At 49.8% G+C, this 25,961-nt stretch carries 27 protein-coding genes; 9 read left to right on the forward strand and 18 right to left on the reverse strand.

From position 1 onward, the window contains the following. From pilV to dnaB, 3 genes are all read right to left on the reverse strand, one after another. Complete coding sequence (gene pilV, locus EL216_RS02910) at positions 1 to 726, reverse strand: type IV pilus modification protein PilV (protein WP_197720441.1); 726 nt, start codon at positions 724 to 726, stop codon at positions 1 to 3. 29 nt (positions 727 to 755) lie between these two features. Then, complete coding sequence (locus EL216_RS02915) at positions 756 to 1,445, reverse strand: GspH/FimT family pseudopilin (RefSeq protein ID WP_085390485.1); 690 nt, start codon at positions 1,443 to 1,445, stop codon at positions 756 to 758. A 159-nt stretch (positions 1,446 to 1,604) separates the two neighbouring features. Next, positions 1,605 to 3,014: a replicative DNA helicase gene (gene dnaB, locus EL216_RS02920; RefSeq protein WP_085390483.1), complete on the reverse strand. Its 1,410-nt coding sequence runs from the start codon at positions 3,012 to 3,014 to the stop codon at positions 1,605 to 1,607. A gap of 210 nt (positions 3,015 to 3,224) precedes the next feature. On the opposite strand from dnaB, the gene EL216_RS02925 reads away from it, so the two are divergent. Further along, a complete protein-coding gene (locus tag EL216_RS02925) occupies positions 3,225 to 3,806 on the forward strand; it encodes a superoxide dismutase (RefSeq protein WP_085390481.1) in 582 nt (193 codons plus the stop codon). A gap of 53 nt (positions 3,807 to 3,859) precedes the next feature. Here EL216_RS02925 and EL216_RS02930 read toward each other — a convergent pair whose 3' ends face one another. After that, positions 3,860 to 4,309 (reverse strand): DUF4124 domain-containing protein, encoded by a 450-nt coding sequence (locus EL216_RS02930; RefSeq protein WP_085390480.1) that lies wholly within the window; start codon positions 4,307 to 4,309, stop codon positions 3,860 to 3,862. Positions 4,310 to 4,369: 60 nt separating this feature from the next. Further along, positions 4,370 to 4,603, reverse strand: coding sequence for a hypothetical protein (locus tag EL216_RS02935; RefSeq protein WP_232005258.1), 234 nt, complete (start codon positions 4,601 to 4,603; stop codon positions 4,370 to 4,372). Between the two features lie 218 nt (positions 4,604 to 4,821). Between EL216_RS02935 and EL216_RS02940 the strand changes: the two genes are divergently transcribed. The 4 genes from EL216_RS02940 (at position 4,822) to thiD (ending at position 8,867) form a co-directional block, all read left to right on the forward strand. Then, a complete protein-coding gene (locus EL216_RS02940) occupies positions 4,822 to 5,919 on the forward strand; it encodes a glycerol dehydrogenase (RefSeq protein ID WP_085390478.1) in 1,098 nt (365 codons plus the stop codon). 156 nt (positions 5,920 to 6,075) lie between these two features. Continuing rightward, positions 6,076 to 7,143 carry an MBL fold metallo-hydrolase gene (locus tag EL216_RS02945; protein WP_085390476.1) on the forward strand — a complete coding sequence of 356 codons (1,068 nt, stop codon included), beginning with the start codon at positions 6,076 to 6,078 and terminating at the stop codon, positions 7,141 to 7,143. A gap of 143 nt (positions 7,144 to 7,286) precedes the next feature. Continuing rightward, complete coding sequence (gene pdxH, locus EL216_RS02950) at positions 7,287 to 7,919, forward strand: pyridoxamine 5'-phosphate oxidase (protein ID WP_085390538.1); 633 nt, start codon at positions 7,287 to 7,289, stop codon at positions 7,917 to 7,919. 126 nt (positions 7,920 to 8,045) lie between these two features. Then, entirely contained in the window at positions 8,046 to 8,867 is an 822-nt protein-coding gene (thiD, locus tag EL216_RS02955; protein WP_085390474.1) for a bifunctional hydroxymethylpyrimidine kinase/phosphomethylpyrimidine kinase, read from the forward strand. A gap of 163 nt (positions 8,868 to 9,030) precedes the next feature. Here thiD and EL216_RS02960 read toward each other — a convergent pair whose 3' ends face one another. From EL216_RS02960 to EL216_RS02975, 4 genes are all read right to left on the reverse strand, one after another. Further along, positions 9,031 to 9,405 (reverse strand): DUF488 domain-containing protein, encoded by a 375-nt coding sequence (locus EL216_RS02960; protein WP_085390473.1) that lies wholly within the window; start codon positions 9,403 to 9,405, stop codon positions 9,031 to 9,033. A gap of 4 nt (positions 9,406 to 9,409) precedes the next feature. After that, complete coding sequence (gene bioD, locus EL216_RS02965; protein WP_232005259.1) at positions 9,410 to 10,162, reverse strand: dethiobiotin synthase; 753 nt, start codon at positions 10,160 to 10,162, stop codon at positions 9,410 to 9,412. 84 nt (positions 10,163 to 10,246) lie between these two features. Continuing rightward, entirely contained in the window at positions 10,247 to 11,623 is a 1,377-nt protein-coding gene (locus EL216_RS02970; protein WP_085390472.1) for an alanine/glycine:cation symporter family protein, read from the reverse strand. 365 nt (positions 11,624 to 11,988) lie between these two features. Continuing rightward, a complete protein-coding gene (locus EL216_RS02975; protein ID WP_085390470.1) occupies positions 11,989 to 12,339 on the reverse strand; it encodes an arsenate reductase in 351 nt (116 codons plus the stop codon). Positions 12,340 to 12,455: 116 nt separating this feature from the next. Here EL216_RS02975 and EL216_RS02980 point away from each other — a divergent pair, with 116 nt between their 5' ends. Beyond that, entirely contained in the window at positions 12,456 to 13,109 is a 654-nt protein-coding gene (locus tag EL216_RS02980; RefSeq protein ID WP_126300830.1) for a hypothetical protein, read from the forward strand. A gap of 90 nt (positions 13,110 to 13,199) precedes the next feature. Here the strand turns inward: EL216_RS02980 and EL216_RS02985 are convergent, their stop codons facing one another. Further along, positions 13,200 to 13,859 (reverse strand): cytochrome b/b6 domain-containing protein, encoded by a 660-nt coding sequence (locus tag EL216_RS02985; protein WP_085390465.1) that lies wholly within the window; start codon positions 13,857 to 13,859, stop codon positions 13,200 to 13,202. Positions 13,860 to 13,924: 65 nt separating this feature from the next. Between EL216_RS02985 and EL216_RS02990 the strand changes: the two genes are divergently transcribed. After that, positions 13,925 to 14,827 (forward strand): NAD(P)H-hydrate dehydratase, encoded by a 903-nt coding sequence (locus EL216_RS02990; RefSeq protein WP_085390463.1) that lies wholly within the window; start codon positions 13,925 to 13,927, stop codon positions 14,825 to 14,827. A 136-nt stretch (positions 14,828 to 14,963) separates the two neighbouring features. Here EL216_RS02990 and EL216_RS02995 read toward each other — a convergent pair whose 3' ends face one another. After that, positions 14,964 to 15,377 (reverse strand): DUF417 family protein, encoded by a 414-nt coding sequence (locus tag EL216_RS02995; RefSeq protein ID WP_085390461.1) that lies wholly within the window; start codon positions 15,375 to 15,377, stop codon positions 14,964 to 14,966. Positions 15,378 to 15,783: 406 nt separating this feature from the next. Here EL216_RS02995 and EL216_RS03000 point away from each other — a divergent pair, with 406 nt between their 5' ends. Beyond that, positions 15,784 to 17,520: a calcium-binding protein gene (locus EL216_RS03000; RefSeq protein ID WP_085390459.1), complete on the forward strand. Its 1,737-nt coding sequence runs from the start codon at positions 15,784 to 15,786 to the stop codon at positions 17,518 to 17,520. Between the two features lie 85 nt (positions 17,521 to 17,605). On the opposite strand, the gene EL216_RS03005 is transcribed toward EL216_RS03000, so the two are convergent. The 3 genes from EL216_RS03005 to EL216_RS03015 all read right to left on the reverse strand — a co-directional run bounded on the left by EL216_RS03005 (position 17,606) and on the right by EL216_RS03015 (position 20,499). After that, positions 17,606 to 18,292, reverse strand: coding sequence for a UPF0149 family protein (locus tag EL216_RS03005; RefSeq protein WP_085390457.1), 687 nt, complete (start codon positions 18,290 to 18,292; stop codon positions 17,606 to 17,608). A 69-nt stretch (positions 18,293 to 18,361) separates the two neighbouring features. Then, a complete protein-coding gene (locus EL216_RS03010; RefSeq protein ID WP_085390535.1) occupies positions 18,362 to 19,156 on the reverse strand; it encodes a TrmH family RNA methyltransferase in 795 nt (264 codons plus the stop codon). Positions 19,157 to 19,260: 104 nt separating this feature from the next. Beyond that, on the reverse strand, positions 19,261 to 20,499 hold the full coding sequence (locus EL216_RS03015) for an NAD(P)/FAD-dependent oxidoreductase (protein ID WP_085390455.1): 1,239 nt from the start codon (positions 20,497 to 20,499) through the stop codon (positions 19,261 to 19,263). 354 nt (positions 20,500 to 20,853) lie between these two features. Between EL216_RS03015 and EL216_RS03020 the strand changes: the two genes are divergently transcribed. After that, positions 20,854 to 21,369, forward strand: a complete 516-nt coding sequence (locus EL216_RS03020) for an RDD family protein (protein ID WP_085390534.1) — start codon at positions 20,854 to 20,856, stop codon at positions 21,367 to 21,369. 70 nt (positions 21,370 to 21,439) lie between these two features. Here the strand turns inward: EL216_RS03020 and hemF are convergent, their stop codons facing one another. The 4 genes from hemF to EL216_RS03040 form a co-directional block, all read right to left on the reverse strand. After that, positions 21,440 to 22,345 (reverse strand): oxygen-dependent coproporphyrinogen oxidase, encoded by a 906-nt coding sequence (gene hemF / locus EL216_RS03025; RefSeq protein WP_085390453.1) that lies wholly within the window; start codon positions 22,343 to 22,345, stop codon positions 21,440 to 21,442. Positions 22,346 to 22,447: 102 nt separating this feature from the next. Beyond that, entirely contained in the window at positions 22,448 to 24,583 is a 2,136-nt protein-coding gene (gene pnp, locus EL216_RS03030; protein WP_085390451.1) for a polyribonucleotide nucleotidyltransferase, read from the reverse strand. Between the two features lie 287 nt (positions 24,584 to 24,870). Next, complete coding sequence (gene ruvX, locus EL216_RS03035; RefSeq protein WP_085390449.1) at positions 24,871 to 25,329, reverse strand: Holliday junction resolvase RuvX; 459 nt, start codon at positions 25,327 to 25,329, stop codon at positions 24,871 to 24,873. Further along, a complete protein-coding gene (locus tag EL216_RS03040; protein WP_085390532.1) occupies positions 25,322 to 25,870 on the reverse strand; it encodes a YqgE/AlgH family protein in 549 nt (182 codons plus the stop codon). The genes ruvX and EL216_RS03040 overlap by 8 nt, the downstream gene beginning before the upstream one ends. Positions 25,871 to 25,961: the final 91 nt, after the last annotated feature.

The following is a 25,961-nucleotide window of genomic DNA, read 5'->3' on the forward strand; positions in this document are numbered from 1 at the left end:
TTATTCTCCCACCCGAGCTTGATAAGAATAAACAATACTTGTACCATTTTGATTTAATGGGCTTTTACGATTTTCTGTATCTTTCCCACCACTTTCAATATCCATTTGCCAAACTACTTTAATAACAAGTGGGTCTCCATCGCTACCTTGACAATTATGTACAACTCTCCCATTGGTGATGGTCATATCTCTGCCCGACGAATCATTACACACCGAATAATAAATTGTGGCATCAGGAAGTGCCTTAACCAATGCGTCTTCAAATCTACCAAGTTGATCCTCTAATAAAGCCCGCTTATCCAAAGAAGTTAAACTGTCTCCCGATTTACACCATCTACTAGCTTCACATGTCCTAGCTTTTCTAGGGTTTGAAACTCGATAGCTTAATTCCTTATTGCGACCTAAATTTCTACTATTATCATCATATCTTTTTCTTACTCTTCCTGTATCCTTCCTTTCACCCTCGGGTGTTGTATTAATTTCCTTAGATAATGTCGGATTAATCATCATCCCTTCAATTAAATTCTGTACAGCCTGTGCAACTACTGTTTGCCCTTCTGCTTCACGTACACTGGATACCGTACGTAGTTGCGTCGCCAATAAAGCTAATACACCTATGGCAAGTACAAACATCGAAATTAAAACTTCTAGAAGCGTCATACCGCTTTGTTCACGCTTAAAGTGGGGATTACGGGAATTTAAATATTTTTGAAATGATTTTTTCATAGCAATTAATAATATTCTCTATTGTTACTTTAAGTTTTGCTTGAAGGGGCTTTGTATTCACATTTTTTGCTATCGTCTGAATTCAAGCACACACTTGCTCTACCACCACTATTAATTAATACCACTCTTGATCGCTCTTTTTTAGCATTTTCATTCGTTACAGAAGCATCTGTCATAGAAATTTTGACATAACCAGCAGATCTTTTAAGAGCTTTAATATCGATACCACCTCCGTTACCCTTCGTTAACGTTGAATAGCCAAATGTACCGTTAGAGAAGAAACCCCATCCCAAATTACCTTTAGTGCAAACATTATTGAAATCACAAGTTTCAAAAGTATGAATTACTCGCTTGGCTTCATTATTTGAGTTAAAAATAATAGCACGCAAATCCGTATCTACTTTGCGCTCGTATTTTCCATTTCCATTTCTATCTGCGAAGGCAGCCAACCCTTGGCCTGCATATTGTTCATTACAATATGCATTAGGATTTCCATCTTTTCTAATCTGTACAGGACAAACGTAAACAGGGAGGTTCAAACGAATTGCTTCGCTTCGGGCAAAGCGTAAAAGATTGACCATTTGTTCTGCCTGCGAAGCCACACGGCGGGAGGCGATCCAATGGTTCATATTGGGAAGTGCGATAGCAGCCATAATTGCAACAATGGAAATTACAATTAAGAGCTCGATTAAAGTGAAGCCTTGTTGTTTAGGGCGCATGAGCAAACCTGATGACGTTATTTATATTTAAGTAATGTGTAAGATTAGTTGCAACTCATAATGCAAACTTTATTTAAATTATGCCTCTTATTGTAAACGACAAAGACATCATAAGCCTAATAAAATATGAAATCAGGCTAATTTTTACAATAATCTGTATCAATCTTCCATCATTGCCGCTTCCGGCACATAAGCTGCATTTTCAAATTTGGTAAATTGACCGATGAACGTGAGAAATACTTTACCGGTAGGGCCGTTACGGTGTTTACCGATAATACATTCTGCCAAGCCTTTAAATTGCGTTTCGGCATTGTAGTACTCATCACGATACATAAACATAATTAAATCTGCATCTTGCTCAATCGCTCCGGATTCTCGCAAATCAGACATCATCGGGCGCTTATCGGTACGCTGTTCCACAGTACGGCTTAATTGGGACAAAGCAATAACGGGTACTTGCAACTCTTTTGCCAACGCTTTGAGCGAGCGTGAAATTTCACCCAGTTCAGATGCCCGGTTATCGGAGCGGCCGGAACCTGCCATTAATTGCAAATAGTCGATAACGATCAATCCCAACTTGCCGTCGAACCGGCGAGCAAGGCGGCGGGCACGGGCGCGAAGTTCAAGTGCAGTTAGGCCCGGCGTTTCGTCGATAAACATCGGAGCATCCGAAAGTTTTACTACCGCTTCATTCAGACGGCCCCAATGCTCGTCTTCCAAACGGCCCGTTTTTAAAACATGCTGGTCAAGCCGGCCTACCGATCCGAGCATACGCATAACCAGTTGTGCACCGCCCATTTCCATTGAAAATACGGCAACGGGCAGTTTTGACTCTACCGCCACGTGTTCGGCGATATTGATGGAAAACGCTGTTTTACCCATAGACGGGCGGCCCGCTACGATAATCAGGTCGCCGGGTTGGAGACCAGAAGTTTTTTTATCCAAGTCGATAAAACCGGTAGCGACACCGGTTACTTCATCGGGATTATCGCGTGAATAGAGCATGTCGATACGGGCAACCACTTCCCGCAGCAGCTCCGGCATTTCAAGAAACCCCTGCTTGGCCTTAGCCGTACTCTCTGCAATTTGAAATACTTTGTTTTCCGCCTCATCCAAAAGCTGCCCTGCATCCCTGCCTTGCGGATTGTATGCACTGCGTGCGATTTCCGTTCCCACTTCCGCCAGTTGGCGCATAATCGAACGTTCACGCACAATTTCGGCATAACGTCCGATATTGGCTGCCGACGGCGTGTTTTGTGCGAGGGTAATCAGATAATTAAATCCACCGGCGGCCTCAAGTTCTTCGCTGCGCTCCAATGCTTCCTGCACGGTAATGACATCGGCAGGGCGGCTGCTGTTAATCAAAGCAGCAATTGCCCGGAAAATCAGACGGTGTTCGTGCCGGTAAAAATCTTCGCCTGAAACGACATCTGCGATTCTATCCCATGCTGCATTTTCAAGCAGCAAGCCGCCCAACACCGACTGCTCCGCTTCCATCGAATGCGGAGGCAATGACAATGCACTGACTTCACGGTCTTCAGACTGCATCATATCGGTGTAATCGTCCATGGAGTATCCTTAAAACGGATGTATGTTGCGAAACTTCGTATTATAGCCGAACGGAAGTTTTTATTGGTCTTTTAAAAGCGGAACGGGTAAAATTCAAAACGTATCTTTTTGCAGATACATACGACGCAAACCTTTGCAGCCGTCAATAAAAACCAGTAGCAGCTGGTAGTCGGCCGCACTAAATAAAACAAACCACAACAGGAGTACCCCATGGAACACCAACTACCACAATTACCGTATGCTTTAGATGCTTTGGAGCCTCATCTGTCTAAAGAAACGTTGGAATACCACTACGGCAAGCACCACCAAACCTATATCACCAATTTAAACAACCAAATCAAAGGCACCGAATTTGAAAATGCGTCTTTGGAAGAAATTGTAAAAAAATCTTCAGGCGGCGTGTTTAACAACGCAGCCCAAACTTGGAACCATACTTTTTATTGGCTCAGCTTCACCCCCAAAGGCCAAGGGAAACCTTCCGGCAAGTTGGCCGCTGCAATCGATGCCAAATGGGGCAGCTTCGAGAAGTTTCAAGAAGCCTTTAATGCTTGCGCTGCGGGCACATTCGGTTCAGGTTGGGCTTGGTTGGTAAAAACGCCTGCCGGCGAATTGGACTTGGTTTCTACCGACAACGCCGTTACCCCTCTGGCTACTGAAAATACCCCGCTGCTGACTTGCGACGTGTGGGAGCACGCTTACTACATCGATTACCGCAACAGTCGCCCCAACTACCTGAAAGGTTTCTGGGAAATCGTAAATTGGGACGAAGTAGCCAAACGCTTTGCCGCTTAATATCGGCTGATAATCGAAAGAGGCCGTCTGAAAGTTCAGACGGCCTCTTTCGATTATCTCAGTGTTTCCGCAGATGAAGCGTCTGCCGCACTATTTTTCAAACCATCCAATTTCTTCTGTGCGTCGCTTACCGCTTTTTCCAAACCCCGAATGCGCTCTTGATATTTCGCATAATTACGTTCATTGCCATAGCGCACCTGTTTACCTTCGGTTAAATTTTTTTTAGCCTGCTCCAACAGTTGTTGTGCAGCACGAATATCGGCAGATACTGCATTACCGGCGTGTTTTTCAGGCGTATCGGAACTCGGTCGGGTTGGCACGACGGTCGCAGGAACAGACGTATAAACAGCCGGACGGCCCAAATCGGTTTTGTTGCAACTGCTGCCGGGATTTTGCGTATAAATACGCTGGCCGTTTTTATCGACGCACTCATAAACGGAGGCGGCCGATGCCGGAAAGGCGGCAATCAAAAACAGTGGCAGAAAATATTTTATCGTTTTCATCGGTTTTCCTTATTTTTCATGTTGGTTTGCTATCGGAAGTGATGGTTTTCAGACGGCCCCTTAACGCAGCCAAAACCACCATATTGCCAACAATATCAATGCAATCAATATATTACTTACCCACACCGTTTTCCATTGGCGTTTGACATGGCGGCCGTTTACGGTATTGCCGCGGCGCACATAAAAAAACGGGCCGAGCAAAACGGAAACCGCAGAAATCAGGATAACGGCGGCATAATATATTTTTTCTTTTTCCACTTTATCCCTCGCATTCGATATTGCTTTCGACAGCATTATAACCGAATCGCCGACCTTTATATCCGTCCTCTACCGGGGCAACGATTTTCCGCACGTCCAAACTGCCGTTACGCAATACGTTCACAAAATTAAAGATTACGTAAATATTTAATATATAAAAAAATCTTTGACTTGGCACAAACAGAGCCCGCCATAACCGGCGTATAAATGTAAGAAAATTTCACGTATCCGAAACATTCAAGAAAGGAACGCAAATGGCAACCGTCAAATCCATCACCTCCCCTATGAAATTCCTCATCCAAGCCGGTTTGTTGGGCGATTTGGGCAAACACATCAAGCAATACGGCAATGCCGGTTTGATTATCTGCGATCCGTTCATTCTTGAAAAAGCCAAAACCGAAACACGACCCAGTTTGGAAGAACACGGCTTAAAGGCAATATTCAGCGTATTCGGCGGCGAAAGTTCCGATGAAGAAATCGAACGCCAGAAAACGGAATTCGGTACCGGAAATTGCGAATTCGTTGTCGGTATCGGCGGCGGCAAAACGCTTGATACCGCCAAAGCGGTGGCTTATTACCAAAAAGTGCCCGTCGTTATTTTCCCCACCCTAGCCTCAACCGACGCACCGTGCACGGCTTTAACCGTGATATACAACCCTGACGGCTCGTTCAACCGCTATCTGTTCCTGCCCAACAATCCGGACGCGGTATTGGCCGACACCAAGCTGTTGGCTGCCGAACCCGCACGCTTTTTTGCAGCCGGTGTCGGAGACGGTTTGGCCACTTATTTTGAAGCACGCACTTGCTACGCCACCAACGGTATCAATTTGGTATTGATGCAGCCGAGCCTAACCGGCTTGGGTATTGCCAAAATGTGTTACGAAACCATCCGCGACTATGCCCCTCAGGCCATGAGCGCCGTTGCCGCCAAATCCGTTACTCCGGCATTGGAACGCACGATCGAAGCCACTATTTACATGAGCGGCGTAGGGGCGGAATCGGGCGGATTGGCCGCCGCACACGCCATCCATAACGGCATGACCGCCGTTCATGACCTGCACGGGGCCATGCACGGCGAAAAAGTGGCGTTCGGATTGGTGGCTCAACTGGTGCTGGAAGGTGCGCCGACCGAAGAATTGGAAGAAGTTATCGGCATTATTAAAGCCGTCGGCCTGCCGCTTACCCTGAAAGACTTAGGCTTGAAAGAATTTAAAGAAGCCGAATGGCACGAAGTGGCGAAACTTGCATGCGCGGAAGGGGAAACTATCCACAACGAGCCGTTCAAAGTAACGCCCGACATGGTATACGATGCCATCGTGGCCGCCGATAAACTGCTGCAACAATATCGATAAACTCCCGCTTTAAGCGAACCGACAGGCCGTCTGAAACTTTTCAGACGGCCTGTTTGTTTCAATTTGATTAAAGCCCGCCCGCTATCGCTCCTATTATCGTGCGCCCGACATTCAAGGCTATAATATCCGTTCCCACACCCTGTATAGGAACGCGGTTTGAAACTCAAACACCATACCTCCGCCGTTTTGTCGTATCTCGGTTCGGCTGCCTTTTTACGACCCGGCCGTCGTCCCGTTTATCCCGCCGGCGATCACTATTGCCCTACGAAAAAGAAATTTTTCAACACCCCGCCGATTGGTGCGATGGATTTAAAAGGCGTGCTTTCCGCACAATGGGAAATCATGTTCAACCGCTCGAAATTGGCTCCGCCCTCCCCTTTGCCGATGATGAAACCTGATTGGCAGGCTTTCTTGGCTCCCGATTCGGACGGCAAATTTATCTGGTTCGGCCATTCCACTTTAATGATGCGCCTGAACAATCAAACCATCTTAATCGACCCTGTGTTCTCGGACTACGCCTCGCCCGTTCCGGCATTCATCAAACGCTTCCAACCTCCGCCGGCCGGCTGGGAAGAACTGCCGCCCATTGATACGGTAGTGTACAGCCACGACCATTACGACCACTTCGATAAAGATGCAGTGCGCCATTTCGCCGATAAACCGGTGCAATTTATCGTGCCGCTCGGTTTTGGTGTTTTGCTGCGAAAATACGGCATCCGGTCGGAACGGATACACGAACTGGACTGGTGGCAATCGCTTGAATATCACGGCGTAAAATACCATGCTGTACCTGCGCGGCATTACAGCGGGCGCAGTTTGTTCGACCGCAACCGGTCTTTATGGGCGGGTTGGGTGTTTCAAACCTCTACCGGGCAGATTTATTATTCGGGAGATTCGTCTTACCCCGGTCATTTTGCCGAAATAGGCAAACGTTTCGGCGGTTTCGATATCGCTTTCATCGAAAACGGGCAATACAACACCGCTTGGACAGACAACCACATGATGCCCGAACAAACCGCCCAAGCCGCCCGCGAGGTAAAAACCAAACGCTTCGTACCCGTGCATTGGGGTGCTTACGCCCTTTCCATCCACGCATGGAACGATCCCGTTTGCCGAAGCGTGCCGCTGGTCAAACAATACGGCATCGAGCCACTTACGCCTGTTTTAGGGCAGGTGTTCGACCAAAATACGGTTACACGCGAATGGTGGCCGGAAGTAAGATGAGGCCGTCTGAAAACATCGGTATGCCTTTATACTGAAATGGCTTACCATTCATACTCTGCTACGATTGGAAGATGTCGGCGCAATGCCGAACCGTGCGCCTGAAACGCACAATGATCCGATTTATTGATTATTTGGGAAATATCATGGATTTACACCATATCCGCGAAGATTACAGCAAGCAGGAATTATCTGAAAACGAATGCGATGCCAGCCCGATTGTACAGTTCGAACACTGGCTCGATGAAGCAGTACGGGCGGAAGTAAACGAACCGACCGCGATGAACGTCGCCACCGTCAATGCCGACGGCCGTCCGAGCAGCCGCATGGTTTTGCTGAAAGAAGTCAATTCGAGAGGCTTCGTGTTCTTCAGCAACTACCGCAGCCGCAAAGGGGAGGCGCTGGAAGCCAATCCGTTCGCTTCGCTAACCTTCTTCTGGCCGGAATTGGAACGTCAGGTGCGCGTGGAAGGCAGCGTTGAAAAACTGAGCGCAGAGGCTTCCGACCAATATTTCGATTCCCGCCCCTACACCAGTCGCATCGGCGCATGGGCCAGCGAGCAAAGCACGGTTATTTCAAGCAAAACCGTATTGGTAACGCGGGCGGCGGCGGTCGGACTGAAACACCCGCTGCACGTACCGCGTCCGCCGCATTGGGGCGGCTACATCATCATTCCCGACCGCGTGGAATTCTGGCAGGGCCGCCCGAGCCGTTTGCACGACCGCATCCAATACCGTCTCGAAAACGGCACATGGGTTAAAGAAAGGCTCGCCCCCTGATTTTCAGACGACCCGATGAAACTAAAATAAAACATTTGCATCTATTTAAAACCCACCCTGCCCGTCCGCCCGCCATACGGGCAGAACGGTCGGATACTCCGAACACACACACTAAAAGGAAACGCTATGCCGAACAAACCGCTCACCCGCTCGCTTACCATAGCCGGTTCCGATTCCGGCGGCGGCGCAGGTATTCAGGCAGATTTGAAAACATTCGGGGCACTCGGCGCTTACGGAGCCAGCGTGATTACCGCCGTTACCGCACAAAATACGCAAGGCGTACAAGGCGTGCATGTGATTCCGCCGGAAATGATTGCCGAGCAATGTCATTCCGTCCTCTCCGACATCCGTTTCGACTCGGTCAAAATCGGCATGCTGCCCGACACGGCATCCATTCTGGCCGTGGCAACTACCCTGCGTAAATACAGCGTTCCGTTTATAGTGCTTGATCCGGTGCTTATAGCCACCTCAGGCGACAAACTTGCTTTGGAAGACACCGTCGAAACCATCTGTGGAGAATTTTTGCCGTTGGCCGATTTAATTACCCCCAACCTCAACGAATTGGCCCAACTGACCGGCAATCCTTTGGCAAAAGACGAAACCGAAATGCTGGAACAAGGCCGACAATTGCTGGAAAAAGGCGCAAAAGCCGTGCTGCTCAAAGGCGGACATTGGGAAAACAGCAAAGAAGCGCGCGATTGGCTGATGCCTTACGAACACGAGCCCCAATGCTTCCGCAACAGCCGTATCGACACACCGCATACCCACGGCACGGGCTGCACATTGGCCGCCGCTATCGCTGCCCTGCGCCCGCAGCATACCAATCTGAATACCGCCGTTGCTGCGGCCAAAACCTATCTGCACGGAGCCATCGAACGGGGTGCAGGCTGGCGGTTGGGCAAAGGCCGCGGCCCTCTGGCGCATTTCTGGCGTTTATACAGAGATTAATCCCCCTGCATCCGCTTCTTTCCATATGGAAGGCCGTCTGAAAAGATGAACTTGCCCCACAGTCGGGTCTTTTCCCTCGGCTTGATATCCGCCGTTTGATGATGCAATCGTGTTCGAACTTTGAAAGGCAATTCAAAGATTCAGACGGCCTAAAGCCTTGCCGCTACCGATAAATAAACCGTTCTCCCAAATATTCTTCCAGCACGGACACATGCGAACGGACAGGATGCTTCACGGCGGTCAACAGCAATACCGCGCGGCTTCCAGCCGCCAATGTTTTCAGACGGCCTATCGCTTGTTGCTGCCTTTCTCCTTGCAATTCCCCGACATAGCGTACGGCAAACTCTTCAAAATGCTGCTCGGGGTTTTCGTGATACCAACGGCGCAGTGGCGTGCTCGGCGTAAGGTCTTTCAACCATTCCACCGCAGCCATTTTTTCTTTGGCAATTCCGCGCGGATAAAGGCGGTCGATAAATACGGCCGTCTGAAAATCTTGCCGTTCCGGTTGGTAATCGTAAATTCTTTGCACGACAAACATGGTTTCAGACGGCCTCCAACGGTTTTACATCCAGATAACGTGCCGCCTCTTCAGCCCCACCGTCCGGCAAATACGGCATCACACCGAGCAGAGGCGCGGGAATGCGCTGCTTCAAAGCGGCCAAATAATCATCCAAACGATGCGGCTGTGCGCTGATACAGTTGGCAATCCATCCCACCAAAGGCAGCCCGGCCTGCTTAACGGCTTGCACCGTCAAAAGCGCATGGTTGATGCAGCCGAGTTTCATGCCCACCACTAAGATAACAGGCAATTTTTCTGCCGCCACCCAATCGGCAAAATCAGCTCCGCCGCTCAACGGTGTAAACCAACCTCCGGCTCCTTCCGTCAAAATAAAATCGCCTTTTTCTTTAACCGCTTGCAGCCCGCGGCTCAATACTTGCATCTCTATCTTTCTGCCCTCGTCCGCCGCGGCAAGATGCGGAGCGGTGGCTTCGGCAAAGGTATAACGATTATGCATGTGATACGGCAACTTCACGGCGGAAGCGGCTTGCAGAGCCAATACGTCGGCATTGTATCCTTCGGCATCCGCTTCCGAAGCCACCGGCTTGAATCCGATACTGCGGTACCCCGCCCGCGATGCGGCATGCAGCAAGGCGGCGGTGCAGAACGTTTTGCCCACTTCGGTGTCGGTGCCGGTAACGAAACAAACGGTTTTCATGTTTTCAGACGGCCTTTTCAAATATTCATCCTCACTCATCGGCAACATTATATCGCCATGCAAAACAATACGGCTCACAGGCTTTTCAGACGGCCTCATACAAAACGGCCCGAGCAATACACTCAGGCCGTCTGAAAAACCTTTGCAGCAAAACGGTAAAGATTAAGGCAGTTCGCCGCTTCTGCGCTTGGCTTTGAAATCCTGCGTTTCGCTGACGATAATCTTCGACAGCAGAATCAGGGCAATCAAGTTCGGAATCGCCATCAGACCGTTGAACGTATCTGCCGCCAGCCAAACCAAATCAAGGCTCACCACCGTACCCAACATCACGGTAGCCACATAAAACACCCGGTATAAATTTGCGAAACTGTCGCCGAACACATAGGCCGCACATTTTTCGCCGTAGTAACACCACCCCAAGATAGTGGAATACGCGAAGAAAATCAAACCGATGGTAACAATCCAACCGCCGGGGCCGGGCAAAAGCCGGTTAAAAGTCGTGGTCGTCAACGCCGCACCTGAAATTTCGGGTTTCACAAACCCGCCGTCAGCACCGAGCAACCCCATTACCAACACAATACCGGTAATCGAACACACCACGATGGTATCCAGAAACGTGCCGGTCATAGAAACCAGTGCCTGACGCACGGGATGGTCGGTTTTGGCTGCCGCCGCCGCAATCGGAGCCGAACCCATACCGGCTTCGTTTGAAAACACGCCGCGCGCCACACCGTAACGGATAACGCTGCCGATCGCACCGCCGGCCACGGCCTGCCCGGTAAAAGCATCGGTCAGAATCAGCTGGATAGCGGGTGCGACCAGAGACAGGTTAAGCAAGATAATGCCCAAGCCGCCCAACACATAAAGCACCGCCATCACGGGCACGATAAACGAAGAGGCGGTCGCAATGCTGCGGATACCTCCCAACACCACAATCGCAGTAAGAATCGTCAAAACAATGCCGGTATAAACAGGATCGACATTGAAACTGATATGAATCGCCTGCGCTACCGAGTTCGACTGCACCGAACTGCCGATACCGAACGAAGCCACCGTACCGAAAAAAGCGAAAGCATAAGCCAGCCATTTCCATTTGCGGCCCAAACCGCGTTCAATGTAATACATCGGGCCGCCGGACATTTCACCCTTTCTGTTGACGGTACGGTATTTCACCGCCAATACGCCTTCGCCGTATTTGGTCGCCATACCGAAAATAGCAGTAATCCACATCCAGAATACCGCTCCCGGGCCACCCGCCACAACCGCCGTAGCAACGCCGGCGATATTACCCGTGCCGATGGTAGCCGAAAGCGCGGTCATCAACGCGCCGAAATGCGAAATATCGCCATCGTGATCGCTACCGTCTTCCTTTTTCGTATGCGGCCTGAACGCTTGCTTCAAAGCATAGCCCAACATACTGAATTGCAAGCCTTTCAACATGAACGTCAGCAGCACGCCCGTGCCGACCAGCAATATCAGCATCACCGGTCCCCAAACCCAACTGCCGACGGTGTCGAAAAAATTCTTCAATACATCCATACACTCACTCCTCAATATTGGCATTATTCTGATTGACGGCATTTCAGCATAAGGAGTTAAGAAATGCAAGCTGGGGTTAATCTGCTTTAATCGGTGATTATTTTGCCCGTCGGCATTTTCCGAAACCAGCCGATAACGGAAAAAAACACGTAGAAACCGCTGTAACGATACAAACATACCTTGTATATACCGACAGGCCGTCTGAAAATATAAACTGCACCTCCAACTTAATGAAGGTGCAGTTTACTTGCGAGCCGATATACTGAAAACTTCCGGTATCAGCAGCGCGATTCGAATGAATTTAACCGTACTCCGAATTCAAAAAGGAAATGCATATTTTCAGACGGCCTTGCGTTGCCAATCCTTTATTTAGCAAAAATCTCTTCGTAAGAGGCCGTCTGAAAACCGGCATAATACCGCCCGTTGCAGTTCAAAACAGGGCGTTTGATCAAACTCGGCTGTGCAACCATCAACTCCACGGCACCTTCCTGAGTATCGGCCAGTGCCTGCTCTTCAGCGGTAAGTTTGCGCCAAGTGGTGCCGCGTTTGTTCAGCAGTGTTTCCAGCGGAATATCCCTCAGCCAGCTTTGAACCAATCTTTCATCGGGCGGCGTTTTTTTGAAATCGACAAATTCGGCAACAATACCGTTTTCCGCCAACCAAGCACGGGCTTTTTTAACAGTGTCGCAGTTTGGAATACCATAAATAATCGTCATCGGATTCACTTCAATATATTTTTAGACGGCCTGTATTGTACGGATACCGGAAGGGTTTGTCATGAAGCATGAAAAGGGCTATGCTAGCAGCCGTTCCCTACATCTTGGAGATACGCATGAATAAACTTACCCTAACCGCAGCCGCCTTGCTGTTGGCTGCCTGTTCCAACGGCAACAATGCCGATAAAACAACCTTCGAAAAAACCATCAACCGCTATGCATCAGGCAACAGCGTTTGCCTGCCCATTGCCTTGAGCGTACAAAACCACAACGGTATCAATATCATATCAACCGACACCGTTTTAGGAGAACCCGTTATCAAAATCGTCGAAAAAAACCTCGACGGTAAAAACGTTAACGAACAAGCCATCAAACAAATGCAGATTCTCGACAGCGAAGGCCTGTATAAAAAAGGCGAATCCGAAACATTGAACATACTCGGCAGCAAAAACAATATTAAAATCCGCGTATACACATTAACCGAAAAAGGCCAAGCCCGCACCCGGCTAACCCCGCAGGGCCCGCGTTTCTGCCTCGGCAAACAAACTGTTAAAAAAATCAACTGGTTTACCGAACCCGCTCCCTACAACGGCGTGATCATGACCAAAGTATCTTACGAAGCCCGCTTCGAACCGGAACGCTGGGCGGAAAAACTATTGAAAGAAAGCGGCAAAGACTGGGCACATGCAAAACAAGACGTTCACCAAACCGCCACACTGGTTAAAACCAACGACGGCTGGCGCGATATCCGGGAATTGAAACAGCCGTAAACACACTGTTTGGCCAACAAATAAAGGCCGTCTGAAAAAGCTGTTTGGCATTTCAGACGGCCTATTATATTCTTTTAAAATTTCAAACTGTTAAGATAAACCCAACACCAGCCACACCACTGCCGCAGCCACCGCAACGGCGGCGATAAATTTACCGGCACCGGCAAATTTCAGCACGGGCAGTTTGCCTTCGAGATATTTATAACCGGTGATCATCGGAGTGACAAGGTTGTGTTTCTTCACAAAGCGGTACAGCAAAATCGTGGCAACGTGTACTGCGGCCAAGCCCAATAATATATTGAAAAAAGTGATATGGATTTTGCGTATTGCACTGCCGGTATCTTCGCTGATTAAAGCGTTCAGATATCCATTGTTGTCGAATGTGTTTTCGTCGGGCGAGAACAAACCGGTTGTTACCTGAAACAGCACTGCTCCGAGCAAGGCCAGCACCATCAGAGCCCCCAGAGGGTTGTGCCCGGGTTGTTCGTTTTCGGTAATTTCGCCGCGGATATAGCGTTTAATTTGTGCAGGGCCACGGACGAAGCCAGAAAACCGTGAGGTATCGCTCCCCCAAAGCCCCCAGCACACTCGGAATACGGCCAACCCCAGAATCAACAGCCCTACGCGCAAATGCCACAACAACATGTTTCCGCCTGTTTCTGCGCTATACCACATAAAGGCAATCGCCAGAACCAGCGTCCAGTGAAATATACGTGTGGGTAAATCCCATACTTTTAATTTTTGCTTCATATATTACTTTCATTTATGATGGTTTGTGTCCGGTTATTGTAACCAATTTGTATTCTGGAATCATTATGTTTTCCGCCGCTTATCAAACTTTGGATTTCGACACGCAGTTTCAGACGGCCTTACGGTTTCCGCAAGTATTCAGCCTCCGCGACGAAAACAGCCATAAGGGTACGCACGGCACGCTGGGCATTATCGGCGGGGCCACAGGTATGAGCGGTGCGGTTGTTCTGGCAGCAACGGCGGCCGTTTATACCGGCTGCGGCAAAGTGTGGGCGGGTTTTAATCAACCCGCCCTGCCTTTACCTGTTATTCCCGAACGCCCTGAAATTATGCTTGCCACCGCGCCGATATTGCAGCAACGCGATGATGTCAGTGCATGGGTAATCGGTTGCGGTTTGGGTTTGGACGCAAATGCACTTACTACTCTGCACACCGGATTAACCGCGCATACCGAAACCCCTCTGCTGCTTGATGCCGATGCACTTACCTTATTGGCCCGTCATCCCGAATCAGCAGAAAAAGCGAAACAACGCCGCGCTTTGGTGCTCACGCCCCATCCTGCCGAGGCCGCCCGTATGCTCGGTATTTCTACTGCCGAAGTGCAAGCCGACCGCCCTGCTGCCGCACACCGCATCAGCAGCAATTTCAACGCCTATACTGTACTGAAAGGCCGTCAAACGCTGGTATGCAACCCCTACGGCAATCTTTACACCAACCATAGCGGCAACGCAGGCTTGGCTACCGCAGGCAGCGGCGACGTATTAAGCGGCATCATCGGCAGCCTGCTGGCTCAAGGTATCGACACGGAGCAAGCGGTATGCGGCGGCGTATGGCTGCATGGTGCGGCAGCAGATGTATTGAGAGATTCGGAAATCGGTGAAATCGGTATGCTGTCCGGCGAAATCGCTCCTGCCGCCCGCTGGTTGCGCAACCGTATTATCGCGGCTTTGCAGATAACCGCCTCATAGCAAAGGCCGTCTGAAAACATTAATCTGTTTCAGACGGCCTTTATCTTCATACATAATGAAAATATACTGGAAATACCACCGGCTGGCGGTATTAACTAAATAATCGCCTTCATAGTAAAAAACGGATAACCTATTTTTATGTCGGCTTTTTCAAATCATGTTTCAACAGCACCAAACCGGCACCTATTAGCATCACATCTTTGAAAACGAAACCATTAAAACCGAGCTGCAGCAACAGGCTTAAGGTAACAAAGCCGGTAACGACGACTAAAATATCTCCTATAATACTCAAACGCGGTTTGAAAAAGCCCAGAAACAAAGAAATATAAGCCACGCCTTCTACAACACCGAGCAGATAGCTGACACCATGCGCGCCTAGAAGCGGATAAAGAAAAACCAACCAAGTTTTCGGCAGCATAGCTTCCAAAGCGTCCACTTCAAACTGCATCCATTTGAAAATGCCGTAAACTAAAAAAACCAGAAACACACCGGCACGAAGAGCAAAAATATCAAAATCCGATTGTCGGAATTTTTGAATCAGTTTTTCCATTTAATTACCTAATCGTCTGTTGAAAAATCTACATACAGAAATGGACGTACCTTTCCGTTAAAACTTACATAAATGTCGCCCCCTTTTTCAGACAGCCGGAAACAAATCCCGTTCAAAAAATAAAAGAGCCGTTTGAAAACAAATATTTCAGACGGCCCCCATCTCCACTCAATAACGGCAATCTGCATCAAACCGGCAAGGCAGCAGAACTTTCACTACCGTCAGCACTCTTTAACACGTACACATCGTAAATATTGAAACAAATATTTACTTACAGATTCAGAAAAATATAAAGCCATACTCACTAGAAATATTTTTACCGATCCACCTTATTCATGCATACAAAGGAAAAAACACCCTTTGCCGCTAAATTTAACTTTATTATTTTTCACAAAATGGAGAATGGATGATGAGTATAAAACAATGGTTGGGAATCAATGGTGCCGAAAGCCGCGACATTGACAATAAAGAATTCAAATCCAATAACGGGATGCTTAAACTTACCGGTCAAGTTTCCTCGGAAACCGACAGAATCGAAATTCACGTTTACAGCCCTGAAAGAGATAAAAACAACAAAATATTCGAACAACATTCTCAAGTATCGCCCAACAACATTAATAAAGACGGCACTTTTTCAGCAGAATTGAACATTCCGTCATCAATCAGCGGCAACGTCCGTGCCGAATTAAAAACATTCGATAAACAAGGTAACGTAACCACGACGGAAATGACAGGATATTTGGACGGAAACAATCAGAAAATCGATATTATTTCCGACAGCGGCGTTATCAAAGACAATGAAAACGCATGGCACAGCTATTCCAACAATTTGGAAATCAAAGGACAAGTGGAACCGGGCAGTAAAGTGGTCCGCATCAGCACAGGCTATGAAAAACCCGGCCACAATATGAAAAACATCACACAATCAATTGATGAAGACGGCAACTTTTCCTACAAGCTCGACAACCTTCCTCCCGGCAACCATGTTATCAACGTAGCTTCCATCGATGCCGACGGCAATCTTGCATCAGAGCTGTTTCACATCAGTGTCGGCCGCAAACCCGGCGGTGTGATTATGATTGATGAAGATGAAAATGTTTGGACCGTCAAAGGCAAAGAAATTACCGGTTCTCTATTCGATAACCTACATCCCGATTCCCGCGCCGCTTCGCCGCGCATCACTTCTTTTTCCGTGGCAGGAAAACATGCCCGTGTTGGAGAATCGATAGACATCGATGATGTGGGCACCATCAAAATTGAAAACGACCGCTATACATTCACCCCTCTTGCCGATTTCACCGGACGTGTCCCCGATATTGTTTACTATTCTACCACCCAGCTTGCTCCCGGTATCCGTCGCTCCTTTCCGCGAGAGCCGGATTATGATGACTCCGTATTATCTATCCGCGTAAACGATACCGCCGGCAATCCTTACGAATACAGATTGGAAACAGGCAACAACGCCCGCGGAGAGAATGCCGAGCTGCAAGGCAATATGGGTAAAGATGTTTTAATCGGCGATATGCGCAATAGTGCCGAATTGGAAATCAACGGTGAAAAAATAATCTATACCGTTAAAGCTACCCACGATACTCTGGAAGGCAATAACGGCAACGATATTTTATTCGGCGACAACATCAGCACGTTTGGGCTGGGTTTCAAAGCGGAAGACGGCAGCGATGCCTTCCACGCCTTGAAAAGCTATGTCGGCGAACATCTCGGCAGTACAAACGACCATGCCGTACGTTATTTCATTGAAGAAAACTGGTCGCGACTGCTCGACCACAGCAGCAACGGCGGTAACGATACCCTGCTTGGCGAAGCGGGCAACGACATATTGATCGGCGGAGCCGGCGACGACTATTTATTCGGCGGTGCGGGAAAAGACAGTTACGTGTTCGTTACCAACAGCGACAGCGGCCACGATACTATCGTCAACTTCAATTTCGACCAAGACAAATTGGTGTTTACCGAACTGCTGGATAAAAAACGGCACTTTCTGGAATGGGATCAGGAAGAGCATGTTTTATCTTTCCGCGGTATGAAAGACGGCCAAACTTATCACAATTCGATAAAATTCGAAGGTATCAAATCCGATGTTACTTTGGATGATATTTTAAAAGTTCAGGAAGTCTTAGGTTGATAAACGGCTTTCGCGGTTTGCTGCTGCGATACCGAATTAAAGAGGCCGTCTGAAAACAAATATTTCAGACGGCCTCTTATGTTTTTCAAATCAACCGGCTGCCATCGGCGGCACCTTTACCGCAGCAAGTCTTATACTTCTTACCGCTCCCGCACGTACACGGATCGTTGCGGCCTATTTTTTCACTTTCGCGGCGTATGGTTTTCGGTTTATTAATCACACTTTGCCAGTAGTGATAAATATCCAACAACACATGCGGCAGTTCGGATTCGAGCTGGGTCAGCTCCCTATTGGTAAGGTGTAGTACCATTTCGCCGTTTTCGTCTTCGTCGTAAATGCCACCCAACGCCATAATCGGGTAAAACAAATCTTCAAATTCTTCATCGTCGATGGTTTCAAACCAATCGGTAGGCACAACATCAAGCGCATAAAGGTAGGCATTACACCAAGTATGGAAATCGGGATGCTCCGCCGCATCTTCATACAGCCATAAATCAGGCAGCATTTTTTCTTGAAACTTCATACGCATGTCCAACACCATACTCATCACCAGCGATTCGATTTCATCGCATTCTTCTTGGCTGAACAGGCTTTCATCACCGACGACTTCCGGCAGCCATTCGGATGTATTCAAATCGTCAGGGCCGGAAAGCAGTGCCATCATGTATGCCTGCACTTCGTCGCAACGCATGGTATTGGCGGTTTCCGCTTTGGCATCAAGCAACTCGGACAGCCTTTGCAGAGAGGCTTCATCAAACGGTCGCAATTGCATGGTTATTCCTTATATTAAGTCTTTTTTGGAAATTCTAATATAAGGCCGTCTGAAAAGAATGATTTTGGGTTAAACGGACTTTATTTGAAGCCGTTGGCGCATTTGCTCGAACAAACACACCGTTGCCGCCATTGCCACGTTCAGCGATTCGGTTTGCCCGGTCATAGGAATTTTCACGCAACCATTCACTTGCGCCAGCAGTTGCCTGCTGATGCCGCTGCCTTCGTTGCCGAATATCCATGCCGCAGGTTCGCGCAAATCCATCCCGTAAAGGCTGTGATTATTGCGTTCCGACAAAGCCGTCGCCCAGATTTTGCCGGAGTAATCCGCACACCATTGCGGCAAATCGACACGGGGAAAAATATCGAGTAAAAAATGTGCGCCCATGCCGGAACGCAATACTTTCGGCGACCACACATCGGCACAGTCCGCACTCAAAACCAACTGTTTTACCCCCGAAGCCGCAGCACTGCGGATAATCGTGCCGACATTGCCGGGGTCCTGCACGCGCTCCAGCACCACGCAATCGCCCTGCTTCGGCAATGTCGGCGGTTCGGGAACCACAATCAGAGCCATCACGTCTTCCGCCTCGGAAAGACTGGTGATTTTCGACAAAGCGGCATGGCTTACCACCGTAACGGCACCCTCGGGCAATAATGCCAACAATTCGCCGATTTCGGTTTGATGCACTTTAGATTCAGGCACATAAACCTGTTGCACGGGCAAGCCTACCTGTAAATAGGCTTGCAAAAGATGTACGCCTTCCAGTACCGTTTGCCTGTGTTCGCGCCGCGCTTTGGCTTGAGAAAGCAGCTTGGAAAGATGCTTGAGTTGTTCGTTATGGGCTGAAGTAATCTGTTTCATGGCAGCCATTATATAGTGAAGCAACCGAACCGTCGCACGGTACGAATAATCACACAAGCAGGCCGTCTGAAAATTTCAGACGGCCTGCACGATTTTATATCCTATTAATGCTGTTTTGCTTCGCCTACCAATTCGGCCAAAGCATCCAAACGGCGTTCGGACTTCGCCACATAAGGGTTTTCGGTATCCCACGCGTAACCCGCCAAAATCGACGACAGCATTCGGCTGATGTCGGAATTGCGGTTTTCGGCATAAATCACGTCTTGGAAACGGCCGTTATACCAGCCGGTAACATAAGTGCGGAAAGTGTTCACCCCCAGCATCAGCGGTTCGGCAAATCCGGCCTGCCAATCGACAATTTCGCCTTTAAGCTGCTTTCCGAGCAAATCGGCCGCCAGCTTAGACGAATGCATGGCGATGGTTACGCCCGATGAAAACACGGGGTCGAGAAACTCGGAGGCATTACCCAACAAAGCAAAATGCTTGCCGTATAAAGTTTTTACATTAGCGGAATAGCCTTGGATACTGCGAAACGGAAATTCGTTTTCCCACACGGCTTTATCCAGAATTTCAGCCAGCATCGGGCATTCGAGGGCAAATTTTTTCAGCACGGTTTCCGCATCGCCGACCAATGTTTCGGGCAGGCCGACCACACCGATGGAACAGCGGTTGTCGCCGAAAGGAATCGTCCACAGCCATACGTCGCGGTGTTCGGGATGGGTAGTGATCAGGATTTTATTGCGGTCGAATTTAGGGTTGTCGATATTGTCGTCGATATGGGTGAAATGGGCGATGCGCGGCGGTAGGTCGGAAGGCGTTTCCAAGTCAAGCAGGCGCGGCAGCACCCGCCCGTAGCCGCTGGCATCCAACACAAACTGTGCCCGCAATTCATATTGTTCGCCTTTATCGGTTGCCACGCTCAAAACCGCCGCATCGCCGCTGTTGTCGAACGCGGTAACACCGTGGCCGAAACGCACCTCCGCACCTTGCTTGGCGGCTTCGTCAATCAAGATTTTATCGAACACGGCGCGGCGCACTTGAAAAGTGGTGCCGGGGCCGTCTGAAAACTTGTCGGTAAAATCAAAATAAGTATAGCGCTTGCCCCAGGTAAAAGCCGCACCGTTTTTAAACTGAAACGACGGCTCGGCTTTTACGGCATCCGAAAATCCCGCTTCCTCAAGCATTTCCATACAATGCGGTAGCAGGCTTTCGCCGATCACAAAGCGCGGAAAATGCTGTTTTTCCAACACGCATACGCTGAATCCCTTTTTGAGCAGCAATGCGGCGGCAACCGAACCCGAAGGGCCTGCGCCGATAACGGCGACATCAAACGGCTTATTCATGTTTTTCTTTCTGTTTCAGGATATTTTAAGACGGCCGGATATGAGCATCATTAAAAAAACGTCTGTATATTAACCAAATAAACAAGCTGGCAAGCCGTAAATGATACGGTACGACCCTACAAATGTTAATTTCGCCAAGGTTCCGGCCCTATCCTTATTAAAATTAAACAACCGAATGACTATTTTACGCGCACCTAACCGGCTGCAACAGCCTTTGTGAACACAAAAGGCCGTCTGAAAAATCCTGACCGCCCTTCTTCCGTTCAACTGCTGTTGCCCCAAGCCGACGAGCCAGCCTGCCCAAACAACACGGTTTCTGTTAATATCGGTACAGTCTTTTCAAACAAGTTCATCATGCCTGATTTCCCCTCCGCCCCGCTTAAACGCCGTTTAGCTGCCATGCTTTACGAAGCCCTGCTTATCGGTGCCGTTACCGCTGTTGCCTCTTTGCTCGCTGGTACCGTAGCGATGGTGTTAAAGGCAGTTTCCCCGATCCTTGCCAGCCTCGCCGCCACATTATTGCTGCTTGGCGCATGGTGGCTCTATTTCAAGGCAAACTGGCACAAACAGGGGCAAACGCTGCCTATGCGCGTCTGGAAAATCGGCCTGACCAATTTTCACCGCACCCGCCCGCCGCTGCCGCAACTACGCCTGCGTTTTATGTGGGCATGCGTGTTTATTGTTTTTATACCCCTGCTGGCTTATGCCGCTTTGCGCCACTTGCTCGGTATTCCACCCAAACCTGCATTCGGTGCAGCATTGATTTGGTGGATTCTGCCATGGGGGTTCGCACTGTTAAACCCTGACCGTCAATTCTTATACGATTATCTGGCCGGTACGAGATTGATAGATTTAAAAAGGGAAAAATAACAGTATTCCCCCTATCCGCCATAATGAAACAGGCCGTCTGAAACTTTTTCAGACGGCCTTTCCACATTAATTAAGCCAATTCTTCCAACCAATCGCGCGGTTTCAGAAATTCGTTTAAGCGCGATTCGGGCGTGCCTGCTTCCGGCTCGTAGGCGTATTCAAAACGCACCAGCGGCGGCATCGACATCAAAATGCTTTCGGTGCGCCCACCGCTTTGCAGGCCGAACAGCGTGCCTCTGTCCCACACCAAATTAAATTCCACATAGCGGCCGCGACGGTAAAGCTGGAATTGGCGTTCGCGCTCGCCGTATGCGGTATCTTTGCGTCGGGCAACGATGGGGCGGTAGGCTTCGATATAGCCTTCGCCGACGGCGCGGATGAAATTCAGGCAGGTATCGAAATCCCAGCGGTTCAAGTCGTCGAAAAACAGCCCGCCCACGCCGCGCGTTTCGCCGCGGTGCTTGAGATAAAAATACTCGTCGCACCATTTTTTGTATTGCGGATAAACATCTTCGCCGAAAGGCGCACACACGGCGGCGGCGGTTTGGTGCCAATGCAGAATGTCTGCTTCAAACGGATAAAACGGTGTTAAATCAAAGCCGCCGCCGAACCACCACACCGGCTCTTTGCCTTCGGGATAGGCGATAAAAAAGCGCACATTGGCATGGCTGGTGGGCACATAGGGGTTTTTCGGATGAATAACCAGCGACACGCCCATCGCTTCGAAGCGCGCGCCGGCCAATTCGGGGCGGTGTGCGGTGGCGGATGCGGGCATGGCATCGCCTTTCACATGGGAAAAATTAACACCGGCCTGCTCGAATACCTTGCCGTTTTTCAATACGCGGCTCTCGCCGCTACCGAGTTTGCTTTGCCATTGGTCGGCTACGAAACAGGCTTCGCCGTCTTCCGCTTCCAAGGCTTCACAGATTTGGTTTTGCAGCATTTTCAAAACGGCCAATACGGATTCTGTATGCATGATTGTTCTCTTTTGCCGTTTTTTCAGACGGCCTCAATAAAGAAATAGATGGAAACAAGGCCGTCTGAATGATTTTCAGACGGCCTTTATGCGGTGAAACGCTTATTCGCCGCTTACCGGTTGCTCTTGGCGCGGTTCGCGTTCGGGCGCTTCGATCAAGGCTTTCATCGACAGGCGCACGCGTCCGCGGTCGTCCACTTCCAGAGCTTTCACTTTCACGTTTTGGCCGACTTGCAGGTAGTCGCTCACGTTTTTCACGCGCTCGTGGGCGATTTGGCTGATGTGTACCAAGCCGTCTTTGCCCGGAATTACGGAAACGATGGCGCCGACGTTGTTATCAAGCAGCTTCAATACCGTGCCGTCGTACACTTTGCCCACTTCCACTTCGGCGGTAATTTCTTCGATGCGTTTTTTCGCCGCATCGCCCGCTTCCTGAGTGGTGGCGGCAATGGTAATCGTGCCGTCTTCGGCAATATTGATTTCGGTGCCGGTGTCGGCGGTAATGCTGCGGATGGTTTCGCCGCCTTTGCCGATCACATCGCGGATTTTGTCTTGGTTGATCTTCATGGTAAACAGGCGCGGAGCGTGTTGCGACAGCTCTTGCGGGCCTTCAACGGCTTCTTTCATCTGCGCCAGAATGTGTAAGCGCGCTTCTTTGGCCTGCTCCAAAGCAATCTGCATGATTTCTTTGGTAATACCCTGAATCTTAATGTCCATTTGCAGTGCGGTAACACCTTCGGTGGTACCGGCTACTTTAAAGTCCATATCGCCCAAGTGGTCTTCGTCGCCTAGAATGTCAGTCAACACGGCGAATTTGTTGTTTTCCAAAATCAAGCCCATGGCGATACCGGCAACGTGTGCTTTCAGCGGCACACCGGCAGACAGCAGGCTCAAACAGCCGCCGCACACGGAAGCCATAGAAGACGAGCCGTTAGACTCGGTAATTTCGGAAACCACGCGCATGGTGTAGCTGAACTCTTCCGGCGAAGGCAGCACGGCAACCAGCGCGCGTTTGGCCAAACGGCCGTGGCCGATTTCGCGGCGTTTCGGCGCACCCATACGGCCCACTTCGCCGGTAGAGTACGGCGGGAAGTTGTAGTGCAGCATAAAGCGGTCGGTGTATTCGCCGCTCAAGGCATCAATGATTTGCTCGTCGCGCTGGGTGCCCAAAGTGGCTACTGCCAAAGCTTGGGTTTCGCCGCGGGTAAACAGGGCGGAACCGTGGGTGCGCGGCAATACGCCGGTTTGGATGTTGATCGGGCGCACGGTGCGGGTGTCGCGGCCGTCGATACGCGGTTGGCCGTCCAAAATCTGACCGCGCACCACATCGGCTTCCAGTTGTTTGAAAATGCCTTTAATTTGGTTGGCGGTGAGCGTGTCGGTTTCTTCGGTAATCAACGCATCTTTAACCGCATTCCATGCTTCGTCGAGCTTGGCAGAACGGGCTTGCTTTTGGCGGATTTTGAACGCTTCGCCGATGGTTTCGCCTGCGATTGCGCGGATTTTTTCTACCAATTCGGCATTGGTTTCGGCAGGTTTCCAATCCCACACTTCGGGGTTGACTTCGTCGGCAAATTCATTGATGGCGTTAATTACAGCCTGCATTTGCTCGTGACCGTACACCACCGCGCCCAACATCACATGTTCGGGCAGCTCTTGCGCTTCGGATTCCACCATCAGCACGGCTTTTTGCGTACCGGCAACCACCAAATCCATTTGCGATTTCGCCAGTTGCGCTTTAGTCGGATTCAGCACATAAACATTGTTCACATAACCCACGCGCGCGGCACCGATCGGGCCTGCAAACGGCACGCCGCTCAACACCAGCGCGGCAGACGCGCCGATCATGGCGGGGATGTCGGAATCGATTTCGGGGTCAACCGAAACCACCATCGCTACGATTTGGATGTCGTGGTAGAAACCTTCGGGGAACAGCGGGCGGATGGGGCGGTCGATCAAGCGGCTGGTGAGGATTTCTTTTTCGCTCTGCTTGCCTTCGCGTTTGAAGAAACCGCCGGGGATTTTACCCGCAGCGTAAGTGCGCTCGAGATAGTCAACGGTTAAGGGGAAAAAGTCTTGGCCTTCTTTAACGTCTTTATTGGCGGTAACGGCCACCAAAACCACGGTGTCGCCCATAGAAACTTTCACGGCTGCCGCGGCTTGACGGGCGATTTCGCCGGTTTCGAGGGTAACGGTGTGCTCGCCGTATTGGAAAGATTTAACGTGTTTGTTGAACATTTCGTTCCTTTCAAGAAGAGCCGCAGCCGCTAAAACACTAATGATGCACACAAGCTGAATATATGTGCATGGTTAGGGTTTCAGGCGGGCTTTGGCTCAGGTTAGATACGTTTTCAGACGGCCTGTGTTGCTTTAGGCCGTCTGAAAAAGAATTATAACGTGAAACAAGAGCGGACTCCAAACGGAATCTGGTGTGCCAAGTGAATATCACCACATGAGAAAGGCCGTCTGAAAACAGAGTTCTGGCAAAGCTGCAACCTTGTTTTCAGACGGCCTCCATTTAATTTTCAACTGGTTTCCCCGCCGTTAAAATATTCGGCTGCACCACCTTCGAAAAAACTCTGCAAAATAGCTTGTGCGGCCACTTGGTCTAAAACTTGTTTTTGTTTGCGGCCGAACACTTGCGCTTCCGCCAACAGGCTTTCGGCATAGAGTGACGACATCCGCTCGTCCACCCAATAAACCGGCAACCGAAACCGCCCCTGCAAACGGCGGCCGAATTTACGGCTCAAGCGGGTAAGCTCGTGCTCGGTTCCGTCGGCATGAACAGGCAGCCCCACCACCAACTGCACCGGCTGCCATTCGTCGACCAATTTGGCAATCGCGGCAAATTTGGCATCATTGCCCTCTCCCGCAACGGTGGCAAGCGGGTGCGCCGTGCCTACTTCGGCATCGCCTTCCGCCACGCCGATACGCACTTCGCCGAAGTCAAATGCCAACGTTGTGCCGTGCGGTGCTTTAAGCATGCCCCGCCCCGTTCATAATCAGGCTGGGGTTGATGCCGATTTTGGCAAACGCGGCTTCGTACCGCTCGGCATAAGGCAAATCAAACAAAATATGCATGTCCGCAGGCACGGTCAACCATGCATTTTCCGCCAACTCGCGCTCAAGCTGGCCTGCTTCCCAATTTGCATATCCGATGCTGACAACGGCCTTATCCACCGCATCGGGCCTTGAGAGATTTTCAATAATATCGCGCGAAGTGGTTAAGGCAACGTCGCTGTTTACCACCAAACTGCTCTGCCATTCTCCCACAGGCGTATGCACCACGTAGCCACGGTCTATCTGCACCGGCCCGCCCATCATTACCCATTCGTTTTGGAAACGGTCGGGGATATGGGTATCGGCAGCAGCAAAAATCAAATCCATCGTTACCGGCGAGGGCTTGTTGATGACAATGCCCATCGCGCCGTTTTCATCGTGTTGGCATAAATAAACCACACTGCCTTCGAAAAACGGGTCGTCCATCGAAGGCATGGCTACCAGAAAATGATCTGCTAAATTCATGACAAGATTCTCTCGAATATTTTTACCGCACATGGGGTCATGTTTGCCTTTTACAAGCAAAGGCCGTCTGAAACAAGTGTTTCAGACGGCC

The sequence above is a fragment of the Neisseria animaloris genome (assembly GCF_900637855.1).
Classification (GTDB): Bacteria; Pseudomonadota; Gammaproteobacteria; order Burkholderiales; family Neisseriaceae; genus Neisseria; species Neisseria animaloris.

Excerpts from the sequence above, each read along its gene's own strand:
- pilV (WP_197720441.1), bottom strand. The coding sequence starts at position 726 with ATGAAAAAATCATTTCAAAAATATTTAAATTCCCGTAATCCCCACTTT.
- EL216_RS02915 (WP_085390485.1), bottom strand. The coding sequence starts at position 1,445 with ATGCGCCCTAAACAACAAGGCTTCACTTTAATCGAGCTCTTAATTGTA.
- dnaB (WP_085390483.1), bottom strand. The coding sequence starts at position 3,014 with ATGGACGATTACACCGATATGATGCAGTCTGAAGACCGTGAAGTCAGT.
- EL216_RS02925 (WP_085390481.1), top strand. The coding sequence starts at position 3,225 with ATGGAACACCAACTACCACAATTACCGTATGCTTTAGATGCTTTGGAG.
- EL216_RS02930 (WP_085390480.1), bottom strand. The coding sequence starts at position 4,309 with ATGAAAACGATAAAATATTTTCTGCCACTGTTTTTGATTGCCGCCTTT.
- EL216_RS02935 (WP_232005258.1), bottom strand. The coding sequence starts at position 4,603 with ATGCTGTCGAAAGCAATATCGAATGCGAGGGATAAAGTGGAAAAAGAA.
- EL216_RS02940 (WP_085390478.1), top strand. The coding sequence starts at position 4,822 with ATGGCAACCGTCAAATCCATCACCTCCCCTATGAAATTCCTCATCCAA.
- pdxH (WP_085390538.1), top strand. The coding sequence starts at position 7,287 with ATGGATTTACACCATATCCGCGAAGATTACAGCAAGCAGGAATTATCT.
- thiD (WP_085390474.1), top strand. The coding sequence starts at position 8,046 with ATGCCGAACAAACCGCTCACCCGCTCGCTTACCATAGCCGGTTCCGAT.
- EL216_RS02960 (WP_085390473.1), bottom strand. The coding sequence starts at position 9,405 with ATGTTTGTCGTGCAAAGAATTTACGATTACCAACCGGAACGGCAAGAT.
- EL216_RS02970 (WP_085390472.1), bottom strand. The coding sequence starts at position 11,623 with ATGGATGTATTGAAGAATTTTTTCGACACCGTCGGCAGTTGGGTTTGG.
- EL216_RS02975 (WP_085390470.1), bottom strand. The coding sequence starts at position 12,339 with ATGACGATTATTTATGGTATTCCAAACTGCGACACTGTTAAAAAAGCC.
- EL216_RS02980 (WP_126300830.1), top strand. The coding sequence starts at position 12,456 with ATGAATAAACTTACCCTAACCGCAGCCGCCTTGCTGTTGGCTGCCTGT.
- EL216_RS02985 (WP_085390465.1), bottom strand. The coding sequence starts at position 13,859 with ATGAAGCAAAAATTAAAAGTATGGGATTTACCCACACGTATATTTCAC.
- EL216_RS02990 (WP_085390463.1), top strand. The coding sequence starts at position 13,925 with ATGTTTTCCGCCGCTTATCAAACTTTGGATTTCGACACGCAGTTTCAG.
- EL216_RS02995 (WP_085390461.1), bottom strand. The coding sequence starts at position 15,377 with ATGGAAAAACTGATTCAAAAATTCCGACAATCGGATTTTGATATTTTT.
- EL216_RS03000 (WP_085390459.1), top strand. The coding sequence starts at position 15,784 with ATGATGAGTATAAAACAATGGTTGGGAATCAATGGTGCCGAAAGCCGC.
- EL216_RS03005 (WP_085390457.1), bottom strand. The coding sequence starts at position 18,292 with ATGCAATTGCGACCGTTTGATGAAGCCTCTCTGCAAAGGCTGTCCGAG.
- EL216_RS03010 (WP_085390535.1), bottom strand. The coding sequence starts at position 19,156 with ATGAAACAGATTACTTCAGCCCATAACGAACAACTCAAGCATCTTTCC.
- EL216_RS03015 (WP_085390455.1), bottom strand. The coding sequence starts at position 20,499 with ATGAATAAGCCGTTTGATGTCGCCGTTATCGGCGCAGGCCCTTCGGGT.
- EL216_RS03020 (WP_085390534.1), top strand. The coding sequence starts at position 20,854 with ATGCCTGATTTCCCCTCCGCCCCGCTTAAACGCCGTTTAGCTGCCATG.
- hemF (WP_085390453.1), bottom strand. The coding sequence starts at position 22,345 with ATGCATACAGAATCCGTATTGGCCGTTTTGAAAATGCTGCAAAACCAA.
- pnp (WP_085390451.1), bottom strand. The coding sequence starts at position 24,583 with ATGTTCAACAAACACGTTAAATCTTTCCAATACGGCGAGCACACCGTT.
- ruvX (WP_085390449.1), bottom strand. The coding sequence starts at position 25,329 with ATGCTTAAAGCACCGCACGGCACAACGTTGGCATTTGACTTCGGCGAA.
- EL216_RS03040 (WP_085390532.1), bottom strand. The coding sequence starts at position 25,870 with ATGAATTTAGCAGATCATTTTCTGGTAGCCATGCCTTCGATGGACGAC.